13 protein-coding genes are annotated in these 18,911 nt (G+C 65.0%); 11 read left to right on the forward strand and 2 right to left on the reverse strand.

Annotation, left to right across the window (positions count from 1 at the left end; genetic code table 11):
• Positions 1 to 20: 20 nt before the first annotated feature.
• Together JN531_RS17340 and JN531_RS11750 are read right to left on the reverse strand one after the other, a co-directional pair.
• Entirely contained in the window at positions 21 to 1,859 is a 1,839-nt protein-coding gene (locus JN531_RS17340) for an OmpA family protein (RefSeq protein ID WP_275591459.1), read from the reverse strand.
• 103 nt (positions 1,860 to 1,962) lie between these two features.
• The gene (locus JN531_RS11750; RefSeq protein ID WP_228349051.1) at positions 1,963 to 3,114 is read right to left on the reverse strand and encodes an acyl-CoA dehydrogenase family protein; all 1,152 of its coding nucleotides are present in this window, start codon (positions 3,112 to 3,114) and stop codon (positions 1,963 to 1,965) included.
• Between the two features lie 120 nt (positions 3,115 to 3,234).
• Here JN531_RS11750 and JN531_RS11755 point away from each other — a divergent pair, with 120 nt between their 5' ends.
• From JN531_RS11755 to tsaB, 11 genes are all read left to right on the forward strand, one after another.
• Positions 3,235 to 4,911, forward strand: a complete 1,677-nt coding sequence (locus JN531_RS11755) for an AMP-binding protein (RefSeq protein ID WP_239795296.1) — start codon at positions 3,235 to 3,237, stop codon at positions 4,909 to 4,911.
• A gap of 98 nt (positions 4,912 to 5,009) precedes the next feature.
• A complete protein-coding gene (locus JN531_RS11760; RefSeq protein ID WP_228349053.1) occupies positions 5,010 to 6,086 on the forward strand; it encodes a PstS family phosphate ABC transporter substrate-binding protein in 1,077 nt (358 codons plus the stop codon).
• Between the two features lie 96 nt (positions 6,087 to 6,182).
• On the forward strand, positions 6,183 to 7,415 hold the full coding sequence (locus JN531_RS11765) for an OprO/OprP family phosphate-selective porin (RefSeq protein ID WP_228349054.1): 1,233 nt from the start codon (positions 6,183 to 6,185) through the stop codon (positions 7,413 to 7,415).
• 87 nt (positions 7,416 to 7,502) lie between these two features.
• Positions 7,503 to 9,767, forward strand: coding sequence for an ABC transporter permease subunit (locus tag JN531_RS11770; RefSeq protein WP_228349055.1), 2,265 nt, complete (start codon positions 7,503 to 7,505; stop codon positions 9,765 to 9,767).
• Positions 9,768 to 9,776: 9 nt separating this feature from the next.
• Positions 9,777 to 11,495: a phosphate ABC transporter permease PstA gene (gene pstA, locus JN531_RS11775; protein WP_228349056.1), complete on the forward strand. Its 1,719-nt coding sequence runs from the start codon at positions 9,777 to 9,779 to the stop codon at positions 11,493 to 11,495.
• Positions 11,496 to 11,538: 43 nt separating this feature from the next.
• Complete coding sequence (gene pstB / locus JN531_RS11780; protein ID WP_366522377.1) at positions 11,539 to 12,384, forward strand: phosphate ABC transporter ATP-binding protein PstB; 846 nt, start codon at positions 11,539 to 11,541, stop codon at positions 12,382 to 12,384.
• A 66-nt stretch (positions 12,385 to 12,450) separates the two neighbouring features.
• Positions 12,451 to 13,170, forward strand: coding sequence for a phosphate signaling complex protein PhoU (gene phoU, locus JN531_RS11785; protein ID WP_228349057.1), 720 nt, complete (start codon positions 12,451 to 12,453; stop codon positions 13,168 to 13,170).
• Between the two features lie 62 nt (positions 13,171 to 13,232).
• Positions 13,233 to 15,581 (forward strand): penicillin-binding protein 1B, encoded by a 2,349-nt coding sequence (mrcB, locus tag JN531_RS11790; RefSeq protein ID WP_228349058.1) that lies wholly within the window; start codon positions 13,233 to 13,235, stop codon positions 15,579 to 15,581.
• Between the two features lie 54 nt (positions 15,582 to 15,635).
• Entirely contained in the window at positions 15,636 to 16,253 is a 618-nt protein-coding gene (locus JN531_RS11795; RefSeq protein ID WP_228349059.1) for a tetratricopeptide repeat protein, read from the forward strand.
• Positions 16,250 to 18,151 (forward strand): DNA repair helicase YoaA, encoded by a 1,902-nt coding sequence (gene yoaA, locus JN531_RS11800; protein WP_228349060.1) that lies wholly within the window; start codon positions 16,250 to 16,252, stop codon positions 18,149 to 18,151. Before JN531_RS11795 ends, yoaA begins: the two co-directional genes overlap by 4 nt.
• On the forward strand, positions 18,133 to 18,870 hold the full coding sequence (gene tsaB / locus JN531_RS11805; RefSeq protein ID WP_228349061.1) for a tRNA (adenosine(37)-N6)-threonylcarbamoyltransferase complex dimerization subunit type 1 TsaB: 738 nt from the start codon (positions 18,133 to 18,135) through the stop codon (positions 18,868 to 18,870). The genes yoaA and tsaB overlap by 19 nt, the downstream gene beginning before the upstream one ends.
• The last annotated feature ends 41 nt before the right edge of the window (positions 18,871 to 18,911 follow it).

Below are 18,911 nucleotides of genomic sequence, written 5' to 3' on the forward strand. Positions count from 1 at the left end.
CGTGTCAAGCCCGGGGGCCTTCAGTCCTCGCGGACGGTCAGCTCCACGCGCCGGTTCTCTTCACGCCCCTCTTCGGTGGCATTGTCGGCGATCGGCTGGCTGAGGCCATAACCCACCGGCACCATGCGAGCGGCGGCAACGCCGCGTCCGGTCAGGTATTCCTTGACGGCGATCGAGCGACGCTCCGACAGGCCGAGATTGTAGGCGGCGGTACCGACATTGTCGGTATGCCCTTCAAGCTCGACGTCAATGTCAGGGTAGGCCGACAGGGTTTCGGAAACGCGGTCGAGAATGCGCTTCGCCTCTTCGGTCAGGCGGGCGGAGTCGAACTCGAACTTCACCCCTTTGAGGATGAAGCTGCTGTCGACCGCACAGCCGCGTGCGTCGACCTGCTCGCCCGGACGCGGACGGCGGCAATCGCCCTTGAGGGCACAGCCATTGGGCAGCACCTGGGCGCCGGCGGGCGAATTCGGGCAGTCGTCGAGGTAGTCGGGAATGCCGTCGCCATCGCTGTCGAGCGGGCAGCCGTCTTCACCCACGGCGATACCGGCCGGGCTGTCCGGGCACAGGTCGCGGAAATCGGGGATGCCGTCACCATCGGAGTCCTTGGCGGGGCAACCATTGGCATCCACTTCGATGCCGGCGGGGGTGCCGGGGCACTGGTCGCGGGCGTCGGGGACACCGTCACCGTCGCTATCGAGCGGACATCCACGGGCATCCACTTCAACGCCGGCGGGGGTGCCGGGGCACTGGTCGAGATGGTCGGGGACGCCATCGCTATCGCTGTCGGTCGGGCAGCCCTTGGCGTCGACCACCGTGCCAGCCGGGGTGCCGGGGCACTGGTCGAGGGTGTCCGGGACGCCATCGCCATCACTGTCCAATGGGCAACCATTGGCGTCCACCTGGACGCCACTGGGCGTGTTGGGGCAACGGTCATAACGGTCGCCGACGCCATCGCCATCACTGTCGACCAATGCGGCATCCTTGAAGGTGTAACGCAGGCCGGCCGTGACCTGCTGCGCGCGATGTTCGAAATCCTGGGTGGCGGTGCTGGTGAGGGTGGTACCGCCACTGGTGGCGGTCGACGAAATCGTGTGGGCGACATCGTCCGATACCAGATAGCGATAGTCGAGGAACAGCGCAGTGCGCCGCGACAGCCAAGCGGAGACGCCGGCGCCGGCCTGATAAAAGACGCCGCTATCGCTGTCGTCGAGACCGTCGAATTCGACATCGGCATCCTGGTAGCCGACGCCAACCCCGAGGTAGGGCATGACGCTGCCGCCAAGGTCGATATCGAACCACATGTTGGCACCCAGGCGGGTGGCGCGGAAGCGGCCTTCCGAGGCCACGGCAGTAGCGCCGGTGCTGGGGAAGGCACGTGAGCCGGTGATGTCGTTTTCACTGTAGGACAGTGTCAGCTCGGGGCGGAAGCCGCCTTCGAACTGGTAGCCGACGCCGCCGCTGATGGCGTAGCCGCCATCGAAGGTGACGCTCAACGGGACGTTGTTGAGGGTGCTGTTGTCAGTCGTGCCACCGGTGGTGGTGCCGGGACCGAGCAGGGTGAGCAGGCATCCGTTGCTGACACCGGTGGTGCCGAGCAGGGCATCAAGGCCGCCAACCAGCCCCCCCAGCAGCGGGGTCGTTCCGAGGACGTCGCTGAGCAGGCAGGGTTCGGTGACGGTGGTGTTGGACGAGCTCTGCAGGCCGGTCAGCAGTCGCCCATCGGCATCGTCAATTTCTGATGAGGCGCCACTGGCGGAAAAATACCAGCCGGGCTGAAAGGCGCTGGCCGCGCCGGACAGACCGACGGTCGCCACCAACGCGGCGCCCACAGCGAATCCCCTGAAACCCTTATTCATCGATGTCACTTCCCAAGGTTGACCGGTGGCGCGCGGGCGCGCGCCGAAGCATCATCTTACGCCGGTGCCGGGGGCTTCCGCGAGGGGGGCGAAGGGATATTTGTCACCATCCTGACTGTCGCGCTGTCAGATCTTTCATGATTTCTTGTGAGCCACCGCCGATGGTCAGCACCTTGGTTTCACGATAGATCCGTTCAACCGCCGCGCCGCGCAGATACCCGGCGCCGCCGAAGATCTGCAGGGCCTCGTTGGCAACCCATTCCAGCATGGTGCAGGCGTGGTTTTTCAGCAGGCAGACCTCGGCGACCGGCAACTGTTTGTTGGAGACGCGCCAGGCGAGGATCTCCAGGTGGGCGCGCACCGCATCAATCCGCATCTTCATGTCGGCCAGCTTGTGACGGATGACCTGGTTGCGGATCAACGGCTTGCCGAAGGTCTGGCGCTCCCGCGCGTAGGCCAGGCTGTCGTCAAAGCAGACCTGGGCGAAGGCCAGCGCCTGCGCCGCCAGCATCAGCCGCTCCTGATTGAAATTCATCATGATCGCCATGAACCCGGCGTTTTCAGGGCCCAGCCGGTTGCCGACCGGTACCCGGCAATTGTCGAAATAGAGCGTGGCAGTGTCGGATGCATGCCAGCCCATCTTTTCCAGCGGCGTGCGCGTCAGTCCCGGGGTATCGCCTTCGATGACCAGCAACGAGACGCCACCCATGCCGGCCTCGCCGGTACGGACGGCGGTGGTGATGAAGTCGGCACGCATGCCGGAGGTGATGAAGGTCTTGCTGCCGTTGACCACATAGTGGTCGCCATCGCGAACCGCCCGGGTCCGCAGATTGGCGACATCGGAGCCGCCCGAGGGCTCGGTGATGGCGAGCGCGGCGATCTTCTCGCCCGCCAGCACAGGTCGCGCGAAACGCGCTTTCTGGTCGGCCGTTCCCACCGCACATACCGGTGGGGTGGCGATGCCGTGGCTCATCAGCGAGGCAATCAGCCCGCCACTGCCGGCGCGGGCGAGCTCCTCGGTGAGGACGATCATGAAGAACAGGTCGGGGACCGGAATGCCCCCGCAGTCTTCGGGAAAGCCAATCTGCAACAGGCCGGCATCGGCAGCTGCCCGATGCAGTTCCCTCGGCAGTTGACCCTCGCGCTCCCACCGGTCAATGTGCGGCCGGCAGGCGTGGTCGACAAATCGGCGCGCCTGCACCCGCAGGGCCTCGTGGTCAGCGGTCAGGAAGGGATGAGGACGTGAATCGGTCATGGAAATTACCGGTGAACGTGGTACACAATCGAGAGGTCGACACGGTATCTGCGGAATTACTCGCTGACAACGATCATCGAACACCATGTTGATTGGTAACCATAATTACGAAGGAGAGCGATGATGCAGGTCACCCCTGACATGCTGCCGCTGGCGCGTTTGGCCGAGTGGGCCGCCAGTCGCCCGGATGCCGTGGCCTATGTCCAGCCGATGGGCGATGGCGACAGCCGCGACTACACCTTTGCGCAGGTCTGGGATGAATCGCGGCGCATGGCGGCCTATCTGAAGTCGTTCGGCTGGCCTCCGGGCAGCTGCATCGCAATTCTGTCGAAGAACTGCGCCCATTGGCTGATGAGCGATTTCGCCATCTGGATGGCCGGTTACGTGAGTGTGCCGGTGTATCCGACACTGACGGCGGAGTCGGTGCGACAGATTCTCGACCATGCGGAGGTGAAGGCCTGCTTTGTCGGCAAGCTCGACGACTGGCCGCAAATGCAGTCGGGTGTTCCGGAGGCGGTGGTCCGTATCGGCTACCCGTTGTCTCCGCCTGGTGATTTTCCCGGCTGGGACACCATCGTCGCGCAGACTGCAGCGCTGGAACCGGTGGCTGCACCGGCGGAGGATACTTTGGCGACGGTCATCTACACCTCCGGAACGACCGGCATGCCGAAGGGCGTGATGCACCCGTTCCGCACATTCGCAGTGGCCCCCGAGATCGTCCGTGAAGGCTTCGGGGCGACGCCGGAGGACCGTGTGCTGTCCTACTTGCCGTTGGCGCACGTGGCCGAGCGGGTGTTCGTCGAAGCCAATTCGCTGGCGATCGGCTTCCGTGTGTATTTTGCCGAATCGCTGGACACGTTCGTCGCCGACCTGCAGCGGGCCCGGCCAACCATGTTCTTTTCGGTGCCGCGACTTTGGACAAAATTTCAGCAGGGGGTCGAGGCCAAGATCCCGCCTGCGCGGCTGAAGCAATTGCTGGGCCTGCCGCTGATCGGTCGCGTGGTCCGGCGCAAGATTCTCCGCGGACTCGGCCTCGATGCCGTGCGCTTCGCTGGCGGCGGCGCATCTCCGATGCCGACCTCGCTGATGGCCTGGTATCGCGATCTCGGCCTGGAGATCGTCGAGGTCTATGGCATGACCGAGAACTTCGGTCTGTCGCATGGCTCGTTCCCCGGGACCGGTCGGGTCGGATATGTCGGGCTGCCGTGGCCGGGGGTTGAATGTCGGCTCGGCGACAACAATGAGGTGTTGGTCAAGGGGCCGACCACCATGCTGGGCTACTACAAGGCCCCCGAAAAGACCCGCGAGACCTTCACCGATGATGGCTGGTTGAAGACCGGTGACCTCGGCGCCTTCGATGAGGCCGGGCGTTTGCGGATCACCGGCCGTGCCAAGGAGCAGTTCAAGACGTCCAAGGGCAAATATGTATCACCGGCACCGATCGAAAATCGCCTCGCCGCCCATCCGCGGGTCGAGGCCTGCTGTGTCACCGGCGCCGGCTTGCCGCAGCCCTTCGCCCTGATCATGCTGCCGGCCGAGGTGACGCAGGCCGTGGCCACGGATGTCCATTTGCGGGAGCAGCTGTCGCAGTCGTTGACCGACCATATGGAATCGATCAACAGCGCGCTTGATCCGCACGAGCAACTCGACTTTCTGGTGGTGGTGCGCGACCAGTGGACTGTCGAGAACGGCTTGATCACGCCCACTCTGAAGATCAAGCGGGCAGAGCTTGAAGCCAGCTACGGGCCGCGGTTCGAAGCGTGGGCGTCGGCGCGACAGGTGGTGGTCTGGGCCTGATTCAGGGGCTGTCATATAAATGTCATCTGACTGTCATATGGTGTCCAACAGCGGCCCCCAAGATGGTGGCCACTGCCCATTCATTCGAGGACAGCTCCATGATTTCTCGCGCTTTTCTGCTGGCGGTCACGCTGGCACCCGCCATTCTTCTGAGCGCTTGTGGCGGCGGCGAACCCGCGGCTCCCGCCCCGGCCGTCGCGCCGACACCGACCGCCGAGCCCGTCGCCACCGCAGTGCCGAGCGCCCCTCCTGCCAGCAGCGAGCAGGATGCCCGGGTCGACCCGGAGCTGCCCGCTTACGAGCCGGTGTCCGGTATCTCCGGCTCGCTGTCGAGTGTCGGCTCCGACACCCTCAACAACCAGATGACCTTGTGGGCAGAAGAGTTCAAGCGCTTCTACCCCAACGTCAACATCCAGATCCAGGGGGCCGGATCCTCGACTGCGCCCCCGGCGCTGACCGAAGGCACGGCCAACGTCGGCCCGATGTCACGGCAGATGAAGGAACAGGAAATCCAGGCTTTCGAGCAGAAGTACGGCTACAAGCCGACCGCCGTCGGTGTCGCCATTGATGCGCTCGCGGTGTTCGTCAACAAGGACAACCCGATCGCCGGGCTGTCGATCCCGCAAGTGGATGCGATCTTCTCCGCCACCCGCACCTGCGGCGGGTCCCAGGACCTGACGCGCTGGGGCGACCTCGGCCTGGAAGGTGACTGGGCAAATCGTCCGATTCAGCTCTATGGGCGCAATTCGGTCTCCGGTACCTACGGCTACTTCAAGGAAACCGCGCTGTGCAAGGGTGACTTCAAGGCCAATGTCAACGAGCAGCCGGGTTCCGCATCGGTGGTGCAGTCGGTGTCCACCGGCCTGAATGCCATCGGCTACTCCGGCATCGGTTACGTGACCTCGGGTGTGCGCGCCGTGCCGCTGTCCCAGACCGAAGGCGGCGAATTTGTGCCGGCGGACCCGGTGCACGCGATTGATGGCAGCTACCCGCTGTCGCGCCTGCTCTATGTCTACGTCAATCGGGCGCCCAATCAGCCGCTGGCGCCGATGGAGCGTGAATTCTTCCGCATGGTGCTGTCGCGCGACGGCCAGATGGTGGTCGCCAAGGACGGGTACATTCCGTTGCCAGCGCCGGTGGCAGCGCGCTTCCGTAGTGAACTCGGGATCGAATAACCATCAGAGTCGTTGGCGTAGCACGCCGCGATCCGGGGTCGCTCCCGGGCCGTGACGTGCTGCAGCCGATGACCGCAATCAAGGGTGCAATCAACAATGAAAAAGACCTTTTCTGCAGCGCTGACGCTCCTGGGGACCGCCGGCTTGCTGGCAGCGACGTCCGCCTCGGCGCAGACCGTTTCGACCAAAGGGGGGCTGTCGATTGCCTCCGAGGACGGCAATTTCGCCTTCCAACTGGGCGGGCGCATTCACTTCGACGGCTATCTCTTCTCCGAGCCGGAAATTGACGGTGTCGAGGTTCCGCGGGCAAGCGGACAGTCCAGCGGCACCGAGTTCCGGCGGGCGCGCCTGAGCCTCAGTGGCCAGGCATATGGATGGGCCTTCAAGTTCGAGGAAGAGTTCGCGGGTTCGGATGTCGACGAGCGCGAACTGTGGATCGGCCGCAGCATCGGACCGGGATTCCTGACCCTCGGCCAGTTCAAGCCCTATCGCGGCATGGACGAGCTGACCTCATCGAACGAACTGCTGATGATGGAACGGCCGTCGACCTCTGCCAGTGGTGTCTACAACGGTCGTCAGTTCCAGCAGGGCGTGGGCTATCTCGTCGGCCGCAAGGACGGTCGCTATACGCTGGGCGCATCGGCCTACACCCTGCGCAACGATGACAGCACTCGCAACGAAGGGGTTGGTTTCGCCGCCCGTGGTACCTACGCCTCACCGCTGGTCGACAACCGCGGCACATTGCATTTCGGCGGGTCCTACAGTGTCGACAACACATCGCAGAATCCCGCCAATGTTGGCGTGACCACGCGAGTCGGCTTTGCTGGCCGACGTTCCAACGTATCCAGCGATCCATTGCAAAGCGGCACCATTGGATCAGTGGCGCCGGGTGAATCGGCATCGACGTTGGGGCTGGAGCTGGCGGCGTCGATCGGCGCCTTCTTCCTGCAGGCCGAACATGCCTGGCAGCGGCTGGGGCAGGGCGCCGGCGGCAGCGACCAGGACGTGGCTGCCAAATACGTGATGATCGCTTACAACTTCAGCCACCTGCGCAAGGCCTACAAGGCTGACAAGGGGGTTTTCGCCGCCCTCAAGCCCAGTGATGGAGGGGCGCTGGAACTGACCGCGCGTTACGACAACATCGAGAATAGCGACAGCCCTGAGGCCCCGGAAGCCACCTCGATCACCGTCGGCGCCAATTACTACGTCAACCCGCAACTGCGCTTCATGGTCAATCTCACCCACGGCGAATTCGACGTCGGCGCGCCCGGTGCCCGCACCAGCGCAGAGCTTGACCAGCTCGCGGTTCGCGCGCAGCTGCACTTCTGATCCGAGAGCCCGGTATGGCACCTGCATCGACTTTCGCGCTGTTCAGGCTGGCATTCCCTCACCGTTGTGGGCGGAGGGCTTCTGTCCATGTCTGACGCTGTGGATGCCGGGCCGGTGGCGTCGTCCGAGCGCTCCATCGTGGGCGGCAAGTCGGCGCAGATGCGAACCCGCTACCTGCGTGACAGTGTCGCCAGATGGGTCGTCTGGGGTGGGGGTCTCGGTGTGATCGGCGCCTTGATGCTGATCTTCTTTTATCTGGTGTCCGAGGTGATGCCCCTGTTCGGGGGCGCCACCGTCACGCCGCGGGCGCCGATGACATTGCCTGGAGGCGGTACCACCGTCTATTTGGCGGCCGAAGAGCAGGGCGAGGTCGGGTTCCGGTTGACCGAGGCCGGAGCCGGTCAGTTCTTCAATCTCGACAATGGTGAACCGCTGGCATCGCAGGCCCTGCCGATGGCGGGTGCGCGGGTGTCGGCGGTAACCGATGTGAATCGCGAGGACGCTCTACTGGCCGTGCAGCGCACTGATGGCGATGTGGTGCTGGTGCAACAGAAATATGCCGTGCGGTTCGATCCGCAACAGCGGCGGATGATCACGCCGAGTCTGGCGTTCCCGTATGGCGAGGCCCCGTTGGCCTTTACGGCGACCGGCGGGCGATCGTTGGCGGTACGCATGGCTAACGGCCAGATGGTTTTGGCGGCAGTCGACGGCTCGGCCTCGGTGGCGTTGCGGCGGTATTCGGTCCAGTCCTCGCTGTTTGGCGACAGTACATTGGCGGCGCAGCCGCTGACCTCGGTAACTCTCCCGTTCGCGGCTGATCGGGTCCTGCTGGATCCGCTGATCGGATGGCTGTACGTCGCCAACGATGCGACGGGGCGGATCGCCCTGCTGTCGCTGCGGGGCGCCGAGCCGACGTTGGTGGACACGGTCGAGGTTGGGGGCGCCTTGCGAGACCTCAGTCATTTGGCCGGCGGCATCTCGGTGGTCGCGGCACAGGCTGACGGCAACATCAGTCAGTGGTTTCCCGCGCGCCGCGACGATGGCCGTTACTACTTGGCCCGGGTGCGCGACATCAAGGCCTTCGGCAATGATCGGATTACCACCCTCGGCGTGGAGATGCGCCGCCGCACAATCGCGGTCGGCGATAGTGCTGGCGAGGCCGTGTTCCTGCACGGCACCGCCGGTGATGAGGTGTGGTCGGGCAAACTGCTGGATGCACCGATCGAAGCGTTGGTGTTCAACTCGCGCGCCAATTTTCTGATGGCGTTGGGCGCCGACGGCAGCTTCCAGGGATTCGACGTGCACAACGAGCACCCCGAAGTGTCGTTCAGTGCGCTCTGGCAGAAGGTCTGGTACGAGGGCTATGACGAGCCGCGGTGGTTATGGCAGTCGTCAGCCGCGAGCAGTGACTTCGAACCCAAGTTCAGTTTGACGCCGCTGGCGTTCGGGACCCTCAAGGCCGCTTTTTACGCCATGCTGTTTGCCATTCCGATGGCGATACTCGGGGCGATCTACACGGCCAACTTCATGTCCTCGGAGATGCGTCAGGCGGTCAAGCCCACCATCGAGCTGATGGAAGCTCTGCCGACCGTGATTCTCGGATTTCTTGCCGGGTTGTGGTTGGCCCCGTTTGTCGAATCGAATCTCCCCGGGGTATTTCTGACCCTGGTGCTGCTGCCGTTGTCGATCCCGCTGTTCGGCTATCTCTGGATGCGGATGCCGCGTTCAATCCGCCTTCGCGTACCGCCAGGATGGGAGGCCGGCCTGTTGATCCCGGTCGTGAGTGTCATCGTCTGGTTGTGCTTCGTCGTCGCCAAGCCGATCGAGGCCCTGGCTTTTGGCGGCAATATGCAGAGCTGGATGGACCACACGCTGGGGATCGGCTATGACCAGCGCAATGCCCTGGTGGTCGGCATCGCCATGGGGGTGGCGGTGATCCCCACCATCTACTCGATCACCGAGGACGCTATCTTCAGCGTGCCCAAACAGTTGTCGCTGGGCTCGCTGGCGTTGGGGGCCACGCCCTGGCAGACCCTGATCGGCGTCGTGCTGCCGACCGCCAGCCCCGGCATATTCTCGGCCGTGATGATCGGCACCGGCCGCGCCGTAGGCGAAACCATGATCGTGCTCATGGCCACCGGCAATACCGCGGTGATGGACTTCAGCATGTTTGAAGGCTTGCGCACCATGTCCGCCAACATTGCGGTTGAAATGCCGGAATCCGAAGTCGGCAGTACCCATTTCCGGCTGTTGTTCCTGGCTGGGCTGGCGCTGTTCCTGTTCACCTTCCTGTTCAACACGCTGGCGGAGATCGTGCGCCAGCGGTTGCGACAGAAGTACGCCTCCATCTGACGCTCCGCCATGACCGACCCGACTCCCCGATCGAGCCGCGACGCCCTGGTGGCGCGTGATACTGCAAGCGTCAGTGCCTACGTCAAGTCCGGTCAGCCCTATGTCTGGCTGACCGGCTCGGCGGTGGCGGCCAGCATCATCATCACCGTGGCGCTGTTGGTCCTGATCATGGTCCGTGGCATGGGGCATTTCTGGCCGGCGGACATGGTGCAGGCCGCGTACCAGCCTCCGGAACGAAGCGCCGAGGTGGTGCTGGCCGAGATTCGCAGCGAGGAAGAAGTGACCGTCGCCCGTCTGCTCAATGCAGGTTTGCCGGTCGACGCCGACCAGGCGCTGTATGACCGTCTGCTGTTGAAGGTGGGGAACCGCGATCTGCTTGGGGTTGATTTTCGCTACGTGCTGTCGGATTGGCTGGTCGAGCGCAGCTATCCGCGTGATGTGGTCGTCCTCGAGCGCACAGAGTGGGGCAACTTCCACGGCTTTCTCGATGCCGTGGTGGTTGACGGTCAGACGCTTGCGGGCGAGGAGGCTTGGACGGCCTACCGTGGTGCGCAGAAGCGGGCCAACGATCTACGTGACCAGATCCACGATATCGAGCGGGGTCGCATTGGTCGTATCAATTACGAGCTGGAGCGGCTGCGCCTGACCGAGCGTCGGTTGGCGTTGGATGGCCGCAGTCGCGACGCCGACCCGGGTGCGTACACCGAGCTGGACGCGCAGCGGACAGCGCTCGATGCCGAGTACGCGGAGATCAGTCAGCAGCGTACGGCCCTGTATCAGGCGCTGGGCCGCGACCAGCTGCAGCTCCGGACCGTAGATGGCCGTTCACTGACCATGCCGCTGTCGAAGGTACTGCATGGGCATCGTCCGAATGCGATGAATGTGTTGCAGAAGGTCGGATTCTGGTTTGCCAAGCTGTGGGAGTTCGTCAGCACCCAGCCGCGCGAGGCCAATACCGAAGGCGGCATTTTTCCGGCGATCTTCGGCACGGTGCTGATGGTGCTGTTGATGTCGGTCTTCGTGACCCCGTTCGGTATCCTCGCCGCCCTGTATCTGCGCGAGTACGCCAAACAGGGCACGCTGACCCGCATCATCCGCATTGCCGTGAACAATCTTGCCGGTGTGCCTTCCATCGTCTACGGCATGTTCGGGCTCGGCTTCTTCGTCTATCTGGTCGGCGGCAATATCGACCGGCTGCTCTACCCCGAAGCAGCGCCGGCCCCGGTGTTCGGAACGCCCGGTATTCTCTGGGCTTCGTTGACCTTGGCGATCCTCACATTGCCGGTGGTGATCGTCGCCACCGAAGAAGGGCTGGCGCGCATCCCCCGGCATCTTCGCGAAGCCTCGCTTGCACTGGGCGCCACCAAGGCAGAAACCTTGTGGCGGGTGGTGCTGCCGATGGCCAGCCCGGCCATGATGACCGGACTCATTCTCGCCATCGCCCGCGCTGCCGGTGAAGTGGCGCCGCTGATGCTGGTCGGCGTGGTCAAGCTGGCGCCGAATCTGCCGCTGGACTTCAATTTCCCGTTCCTGCATCTCGACCGCAAGTTCATGCATCTCGGGTTTCATATCTATGATGTGGGCTTCCAGAGCCCCAACGTGGAGGCCGCGCGGCCGCTGGTTTACGCGACCTCCTTCCTGCTGGTGGTGGTGATCATGGTGTTGAACCTCACGGCGGTGATGATCCGCAACCGGTTGCGCGAGCGCTATAAAGCGCTGGACAACTGACCTCCCGCCCCGACACGAGGCAAGAGTCTTGGACAACGAAAACATGACCGGAACCCAGAACAAGACGCCCCTGACCCAGGGGATTGACGTCGACGCCCTCAGCCGCTCACGCGAACCCACGGCGATGGATCAGGAAACCATTGCTCTGGCGGTGGAAGATCTCAACCTCCATTACGGCGACAACCATGCCCTGAAGGGGGTCAACCTGCAGATACCGGAAAAGAAGGTGACCGCCTTCATCGGCCCCTCAGGCTGCGGCAAGTCGACCCTGTTGCGGTGCTTCAATCGCATGAATGACCTGGTGGACGACTGTCGCATCGGGGGCCAGATCCGCCTGCATGACAAGAATATTTTTGATCGCGATGTCGATGTTGCCATGTTGCGTCGTCGGGTCGGCATGGTGTTCCAGAAGGCCAATCCGTTTCCCAAGTCGATCTATGAAAACGTCGCATACGGGCTGCGTCTAGGCGGCGTCGACAAGAAGCGAACACTCGATGAAACGGTGGAATGGGCCTTGCGTGGCGCCGCCCTGTGGGACGAGGTCAAGGACCGGCTCGACCAGTCGGCACTGGGCCTGTCCGGCGGGCAGCAACAGCGACTGGTCATTGCCCGCGCCATCGCCATCCAGCCCGAAGTGATCCTGCTCGACGAACCCTGCTCGGCGCTGGACCCGATTTCCACGCTCAAGGTCGAGGAGCTGATCAACGACCTCAAGCGCGATTACACCATCGTCATCGTTACCCACAACATGCAGCAGGCGGCGCGGGTTTCCGACTACACCGCGTTCATGTACGTCGGCAATCTGGTTGAAGTCGGCAATACCGACCAGGTGTTCACCAAGCCGCAGAAGAAGCAGACCGAGGACTACATCACGGGGCGGTATGGCTGATGATGGCACTGCGCGCCATCATCAGCATCGCACAGTCCGCAGCACGATCCATCAGAGACTTTCGTCATGACCACACCCGCCTACAAGCAGCACATCTCCAGCCAGTTCAACGCCGAACTGGAGGATATCCGTCAGCGGGTATTGGCGATGGGGGGCATGGTCGAGCAGCAGATTGTCGACGCCACGCGCGCCCTGATCGACCTCGATAGCGACCTTGCCAGTTCGGTGATCAAGAACGACAGCAAGGTCAACCAGCTGGAAGTGGTGATCGACGAGGAGTGTTCCCGGGTGTTGGCGCGGCGGCAGCCGACCGCCAGCGACCTGCGGCTGGTGCTGGCGGTGACCAAGGTCATTACCGACCTTGAGCGTATCGGCGATGAGAGCGAAAAGATCGCGCGCATGGCGCTTGACCTGTCCAAGCAGGAGCGGCTCGGGCACGGCATGCTGGAGGTGCAGCACCTGTCGCGGCATGTTTCGCAAATGGTGCGTGACGCACTCGATGCCCTGGCCCGTATGGATACCGACGCTGCCCTGGCCGTTGCGCGCGAGGATCAGGTCATCGATCGCGAATACGAGGCGGTGATGCGGCAGTGCATCACCTTCATGATGGAAGATCCGCGCACGATCCGGCGGGTGATGGACATCGTGTGGTCGGTGCGGGCGCTTGAGCGAATCGGTGACCACGCCAAGAACATCGCCGAACACGTCATTTATTTCGTCAAGGGCAAGGATGTCCGCCATGTTTCGGTCGACGCCATGGAGAAGGCAGTCCGCAAGACCGAATAACGGTCGCTGCCGTCGGCCGGTGGCAGTGCCGTGCCGGCCGCCTTCCACTACACTCGCGCTCTATGGCCTCCCGTCGCTCCCGGGGCGCGTCGCGTCCCTCACTCCGCCGCCGTCTGCTGTGGATCGCCCTGTCGGTGTCGCTGCTGGCGCTTTGCGTTGGCGGTTTGTTGCTTACCGCGTATCTGGTTCGGCTCGATGGCGAGATCCGCACCCGCTTCGCCGGCGCCCGATGGGCCTTGCCGGCGCAGGTCTATGCGGCGCCGCTCGAGCTTTACCCCGGCGCACGGATGGATGCCGACGGCCTGATTCATGAACTGCAGCGCCTCGGTTACCGCGCCCTGACCACGCTGGAGGGCCCCGGCACCTTCGTGCAGCGGCAGGGCGGCCGGGTCGACGTCCATGCACGCGGTTTCGACTTTTGGGACGGTGAGCAGCCGGCGCTGCCGATGATCGTGCAGTTCACCGGCAAGACCCTGAGCGGGCTGTCCAGCGCCGAAACCGGTGCGCCGATGAGCCTCGCCCGGCTCGACCCGATGCTGATCGGCAGTATCTATCCTCAGCAGGGCGAGGACCGCGTGCTGGTGCGTTTGCAGGATGTGCCGACCTTGCTGCCTGACGGGTTGATGGCGGTCGAGGATCGCGGCTTTTACCGCCATTCCGGGATCAGCCTCAAAGGCATCCTGCGCGCCTCGATTGCCAACTTCAAAGCTGGGCGCGTCGTGCAGGGTGGGTCCACGGTGACCCAGCAGCTGGTCAAGAACTTCTTTCTCGACCACCGCCAGACCTGGACCCGCAAGATCAACGAAGCCTTCATGGCGCTGCTGCTCGAGGCCCACTACGAGAAGGACGAGATTCTCGAGGCCTACCTCAACGAAGTGAACCTCGGGCAGGATGGCGGCCGCTCGGTCAACGGCTTCGGACTCGGTGCCAAGTTCTATTTCAACAAGCCCCTCGCGGAGTTGATGCCGCACGAGATCGCACTGCTGGTCGGCCTGGTCAAGGGGCCGTCGTTCTACAACCCGCGGCGCAATCCGGAACGCGCCCTGGAGCGCCGCAACCTGGTGCTGCGAGTGTTCGCCGAGGACGGCCTGATTGACGAGCCGACCTATGTCGCCGCGGTGGCCCAGCCGCTCGACATCGCCGGTGGTCGCGATGGCGGCGTCGAGCGCTACCCAGCCTTCGTCGACCTGGTGAAGCGACAGTTGCGCCTGCAATACGAAGAGGACGACCTGACCCGCGAAGGGCTGCGGATCTTCACCACGCTCAACCCGCGGGATCAGGAAGTGCTGGAAGGCCAGATTGTCAGCCGCCTGCCCGAGATCGAGCGCAACCGGAAGATGGAAGACGGTGTACTGGAGGCGGCCGGTGTAGTCACCAACGTCGAGGGGGGTGAAGTGCTGGCGCTGGTGGGCGGACGCAGGGTTCGCTACCCCGGCTTCAATCGTGCTCTGGATGCGCGGCGGTCGGTTGGCTCATTGATCAAGCCGTTCGTCTATCTCACCGCGCTCAGCCGACCCGAGCGGTTCAACCTCTACAGCTGGCTTGCAGACGAGCCGGTCGAAGTGAAGATGGCGCACGGGCCGATCTGGCGGCCACAGAACTACGACAAGAAACTCCACGGCCCCCAACCGCTCTACGCCGCCTTGGCCCACTCGTACAACCTGCCGACCGTGAATCTGGGTCTGCAGGTGGGCGAGGCCGAGGTGATGAAGACCCTCAAGGCCGCCGGTTATCCCGGCGATGCCACGCCGTTGCCGTCGCTGTTCCTCGGCGCCATCGACATTGCACCGGTGGATGTCGCCCAGATGTACGCGACGCTCGCGGCCGGTGGTTTCCAGGCGCCCCTGTCGGCCATTCGCGAAGTGCTCGATGATGAGGGTCAGCCGCTCAAACGGTATCCGCTGAAGGTTCGGCAGGCGTTGCCGGAGGGGCCGGTCTACCTGCTCAACTGGGCCCTGGAGCAGGTGATGCTGTTCGGCACTGGGCGGGCCGCCTACAACCAGGTGTCGGGTGCGGTGACGCTGGCCGGCAAGTCCGGCACCACCGACGATTTCCGCGATGCCTGGTTCGCCGGCTTCGGCGGCGACCGGGTCGCCGTGATCTGGGTCGGCCGTGACGACAACAAGAGTGTGGGGCTGTCGGGCTCCTCGGGCGCTTTGCCGATCTGGGCCGGGGTGATGCGCGGAATGGATGTGCAGCCGCGTGATCCTCTGCAACCGGCGAGCGTGGAGAACCTGCTGATTGACCCGGTCAGCGGACTGCGTGCCGATGAGGGCTGCGCAAGTCCGGTGTCGGTCCCGTTTCTCAGTGGTCATCCGCCGGCCGAGTGGGCGCCTTGTGCCCGCGCGGCTGTCCCGGCGACGCCCCTGGACTGGTTCATGAACCTGTTCCAGCGTCCCGGTCTCGACTAGCAGGGATCGCCGCAGGCGCCCGTTCGGGGCGGCTTCGCCGCGCGCGCGGGTACAATGGACGTCCTCTTCCTCGATGACCCGACCATGCCGTTTCGTATCGCCGCACTGGTGGCCGTGTTGTTCGTGACCGGATGCCAGACCGCAAGTGGAGTGCGTGAGCCGATCTGGCCGTACCCGACGCCCCCGGCTGCGCCGACCGATCAGCCGCCCGCCGACCAAGGTCCGGTTTCGGTGCCCTCGGCGCCGCCGACTGCGTTGCCGCCCTACGGCCTGCCGGATGGGCAGGGTGACTCAGCGCAGCCCGACTGGCCGCGCGACGCCAAGGCCGTGAGCGGTCCGGCGGTTCAGGCGTTGATGGCGCAAGCGGAGGCCAGTCGCGCCGCCCAGCGCCCCGATGACGCCGCCGCCAGTCTCGAGCGGGCGGCGCGTATCGAGCCGCGCAATGCCTTTGTCTGGTCGAGCCTGGCGGCGGTTTACATTGACCAGGGCAATTACGATCAGGCCGAAGCACTGGCGCAACGGTCGAACAGCATGGCGCGCGGCAACCCCTTTGTTCAGGTGCAGAACTGGCGGGTGATCGCCGCTGCCCGCAGTGGCCGAGGCGATGCCGGTGGCAGCCTGCAGGCGCAAGCCCGTGTCGAGGAGCTGCAGGCGGGGCTGCCGCGCGAGTGAGCCAGGCGGCGGAATGGCTCGGGCCCGATGGCGTGCTGGCGGCCCGGCTGCCGGGGTTCTCGCCGCGGCCGGCGCAGCTGGCCATGGCCGAGGCGGTCGCGCAGGCGTTTTCCAATGCCAGCACGGTGATGATCGAGGCCGGCACCGGGACCGGCAAGACCTACGCCTACCTCGCCCCGGCACTGGCATCGGGCCAGCGGGTGCTGGTCTCCACCGGCACCAAGAACCTGCAGGACCAGCTCTATCGGCGCGACCTGCCGCGCCTGGTCGAGGCGCTCGGTGTGCCGGTCCGTACCGCGCTGCTGAAGGGCCGCGCCAACTATCTGTGCCTGCACCGGATGAAGCGGGCCCGCGACAACCCGGCAGCGCGGACGCATTGGCGAGCCCTGGACGAGGTGGCGCGCTGGTCACGTCAGACCGCCGACGGTGACCTCGCGGATCTCGGGGCCCGTGGCGACGACGACGCCCTGGCCCGGCAGATCACCTCGACCGCCGAGAACTGTCTCGGCAGCCGCTGCGAGGATTACAACGACTGCTTTGTGGTCAAGGCCCGACGACAGGCCCAGGGCGCCGAGTTGCTGGTGGTCAATCACCACCTGCTGTTTGCCGACTACGTACTCAAGCAGGAGGGCTTCGGCCAGCTGCTGAGCGGAGTCGATGCGGTGGTCATTGACGAGGCACATCAACTGCCGGCGCTGGCCGCCCAGTTCTTCGGGCAGCGTCTGTCCACCCGCCAGCTGCGGGATCTGGCCCGCGATATCGCCTCCGAAACCGACACCCTCGGGGATCTCCCCGACCTGCGCCAGGCGGCGGATCGGTTGGAGGCGGCCTGCGCACCGTTGGAAGCTTGCTTCGTGCGGATGAACCAGCGCGCGACGCTGACCCAGTTTCTGGCGCTGCCCGGCGTGACCGAGGCCCTGGCGGCGTTGCGACAGGAGCTGTCCGGCCTACTGGCGCAACTGGCGCCGGTGGAAGAGCGAAATGCCGAGCTGGCGGCCGCGGTGGCGCGGGCGCTGGATGTGAGCGAGCGGATGGACGCCATCCTCGACGGCCGTGGCGAGGCGCAGGTGCGCTGGGTGGAGCCGCTGGCCCGTGGCGGCAGCCTCAATGCCACGCCCATCGTGGTGGCCGACGGGTTTCGGAAGATGCTGGAGACCTACCCGGGCGCCTGGGTGCTGACCTCGGCGACGTTGGCGGCGGGCGGACGCTTCGACCACTTCGCCGGGCAACTGGGCCTCGACCCCGACACCGGTTTGGCGCTGGAGTCCCCGTTCGACTTCATGCAGCAGGCGCGCCTGTGGCTACCGGAGGGCCTGCCCGACCCCGGGCAGGCCCATCATCCACAGGCGGTGGCGGAGGCCTGCCTGCCCTTGCTGGAGGCCAGCAACGGCGGGATCTTCTTTCTCTGCACCAGCCGTCGTGCGCTGTCGCAGATTGCCGCCTGGTTGCGGCCGCGGCTGCGGCACACCCTGTTGGTGCAGGGCGAAGCGGACCGTGCCCAGTTGCTGCAACAGTTCGCGGATGATGGCAACGCCGTGCTGGTGGGCACCAGCAGCTTCTGGGAAGGCGTGGATGTGCGTGGCCGGGCGCTGCGGGTGGTGGTGATCGACAAGCTGCCGTTCGCGGCGCCGGGCGACCCGGTATTCGATGCGCGGCTGCAGGCCTTGCGGGCGCAGGGGCGCAATCCGTTCAATGATCATCAGCTGCCCGAGGCCATCATGACCCTGCGCCAGGGGGTCGGGCGGTTGATCCGCGATGTCGAAGATCGCGGCCTGCTGGTGCTCTGCGACCCGCGTCTGCGCAGCAAGCCCTACGGCCGGCGCGTGCTCGCCAGCCTGCCGGCGATGCCGCAGCTTGACGGCGTCGAGGCTGCACTGGAATGGGTGGCGACGCTGTGAAGCTGCTGGCCCTCGATACCGCCACCGATGCCTGTTCGGCCGCCTTGCAGACCCCGGCGGGCGTCCTGCATCGCCATGAAGTCATCGGGCGCGACCACACGCGACGGCTGCCGGCCATGGTTGGCGCGCTGCTGGCCGAGGCCGGCCTGCGGGTCGCCGATCTCGACGGCATTGCCTGTGGTATCGGCCCCGGCAGCTTCGCCGGGGTACGCATCGGTGTCAGCTTCGCCAAGGGGATGGCACTGGTAACCGATATTCCGCTGATCGGCGTCACGTCGCTGGAAATGCTGGCGGAAGGCGCCAACGCCGATGCCGTGTTGACGGTGATCGATGCCCGCCTGGCAGCGGTCTATGCCGCCGCCTGGGTTCGGCAGGGGGTCGACTGGGTGCCACACCTCGCGCCCAGCGTTTGTCTGCCGGCCGCCCTGCCAGCCGCGCCCGCTGCACCCGACGCGCTGGCCTGGGTCGGTGTCGGCAGCGGGTTCGCGGCCTATGCCGACACCCTGGTTTCGTCGTGGGGGGTACCGCTGCAGCGGGTCGATGCAGACGCCTTGCCCGATGCGCGGCAGGCCCTGCGTCTGGCAACCCTGCGGCTGCAGGCAGGGGAGGGGCAGGACGCCGCTGCACTGCAGCCCTGCTATCTGCGCAACAAGGTTGCATTGACCGCCCGCGAACAGATCGCCGCGCGTGAAAGCCGCCGCAGTGAGGGTGGTCCATAACCCCATTTCGGGCCCGATTTCAGGCACACTTGTCCCTGGTC

Origin of the sequence: Flagellatimonas centrodinii (assembly GCF_016918765.2) — a bacterium.
Classification (GTDB): Bacteria; Pseudomonadota; Gammaproteobacteria; order Nevskiales; family Nevskiaceae; genus Polycyclovorans; species Polycyclovorans centrodinii.

Coding starts and splice junctions, on each gene's coding strand:
- phoU (WP_228349057.1), top strand. CDS start 12,451: ATGACCACACCCGCCTACAAGCAGCACATCTCCAGCCAGTTCAACGCC.
- mrcB (WP_228349058.1), top strand. CDS start 13,233: ATGGCCTCCCGTCGCTCCCGGGGCGCGTCGCGTCCCTCACTCCGCCGC.
- JN531_RS11795 (WP_228349059.1), top strand. CDS start 15,636: ATGGACGTCCTCTTCCTCGATGACCCGACCATGCCGTTTCGTATCGCC.
- JN531_RS11755 (WP_239795296.1), top strand. CDS start 3,235: ATGATGCAGGTCACCCCTGACATGCTGCCGCTGGCGCGTTTGGCCGAG.
- JN531_RS11750 (WP_228349051.1), bottom strand. CDS start 3,114: ATGACCGATTCACGTCCTCATCCCTTCCTGACCGCTGACCACGAGGCC.
- JN531_RS11770 (WP_228349055.1), top strand. CDS start 7,503: ATGTCTGACGCTGTGGATGCCGGGCCGGTGGCGTCGTCCGAGCGCTCC.
- tsaB (WP_228349061.1), top strand. CDS start 18,133: ATGGGTGGCGACGCTGTGAAGCTGCTGGCCCTCGATACCGCCACCGAT.
- JN531_RS11765 (WP_228349054.1), top strand. CDS start 6,183: ATGAAAAAGACCTTTTCTGCAGCGCTGACGCTCCTGGGGACCGCCGGC.
- JN531_RS17340 (WP_275591459.1), bottom strand. CDS start 1,859: ATGAATAAGGGTTTCAGGGGATTCGCTGTGGGCGCCGCGTTGGTGGCG.
- JN531_RS11760 (WP_228349053.1), top strand. CDS start 5,010: ATGATTTCTCGCGCTTTTCTGCTGGCGGTCACGCTGGCACCCGCCATT.
- pstA (WP_228349056.1), top strand. CDS start 9,777: ATGACCGACCCGACTCCCCGATCGAGCCGCGACGCCCTGGTGGCGCGT.
- pstB (WP_366522377.1), top strand. CDS start 11,539: ATGACCGGAACCCAGAACAAGACGCCCCTGACCCAGGGGATTGACGTC.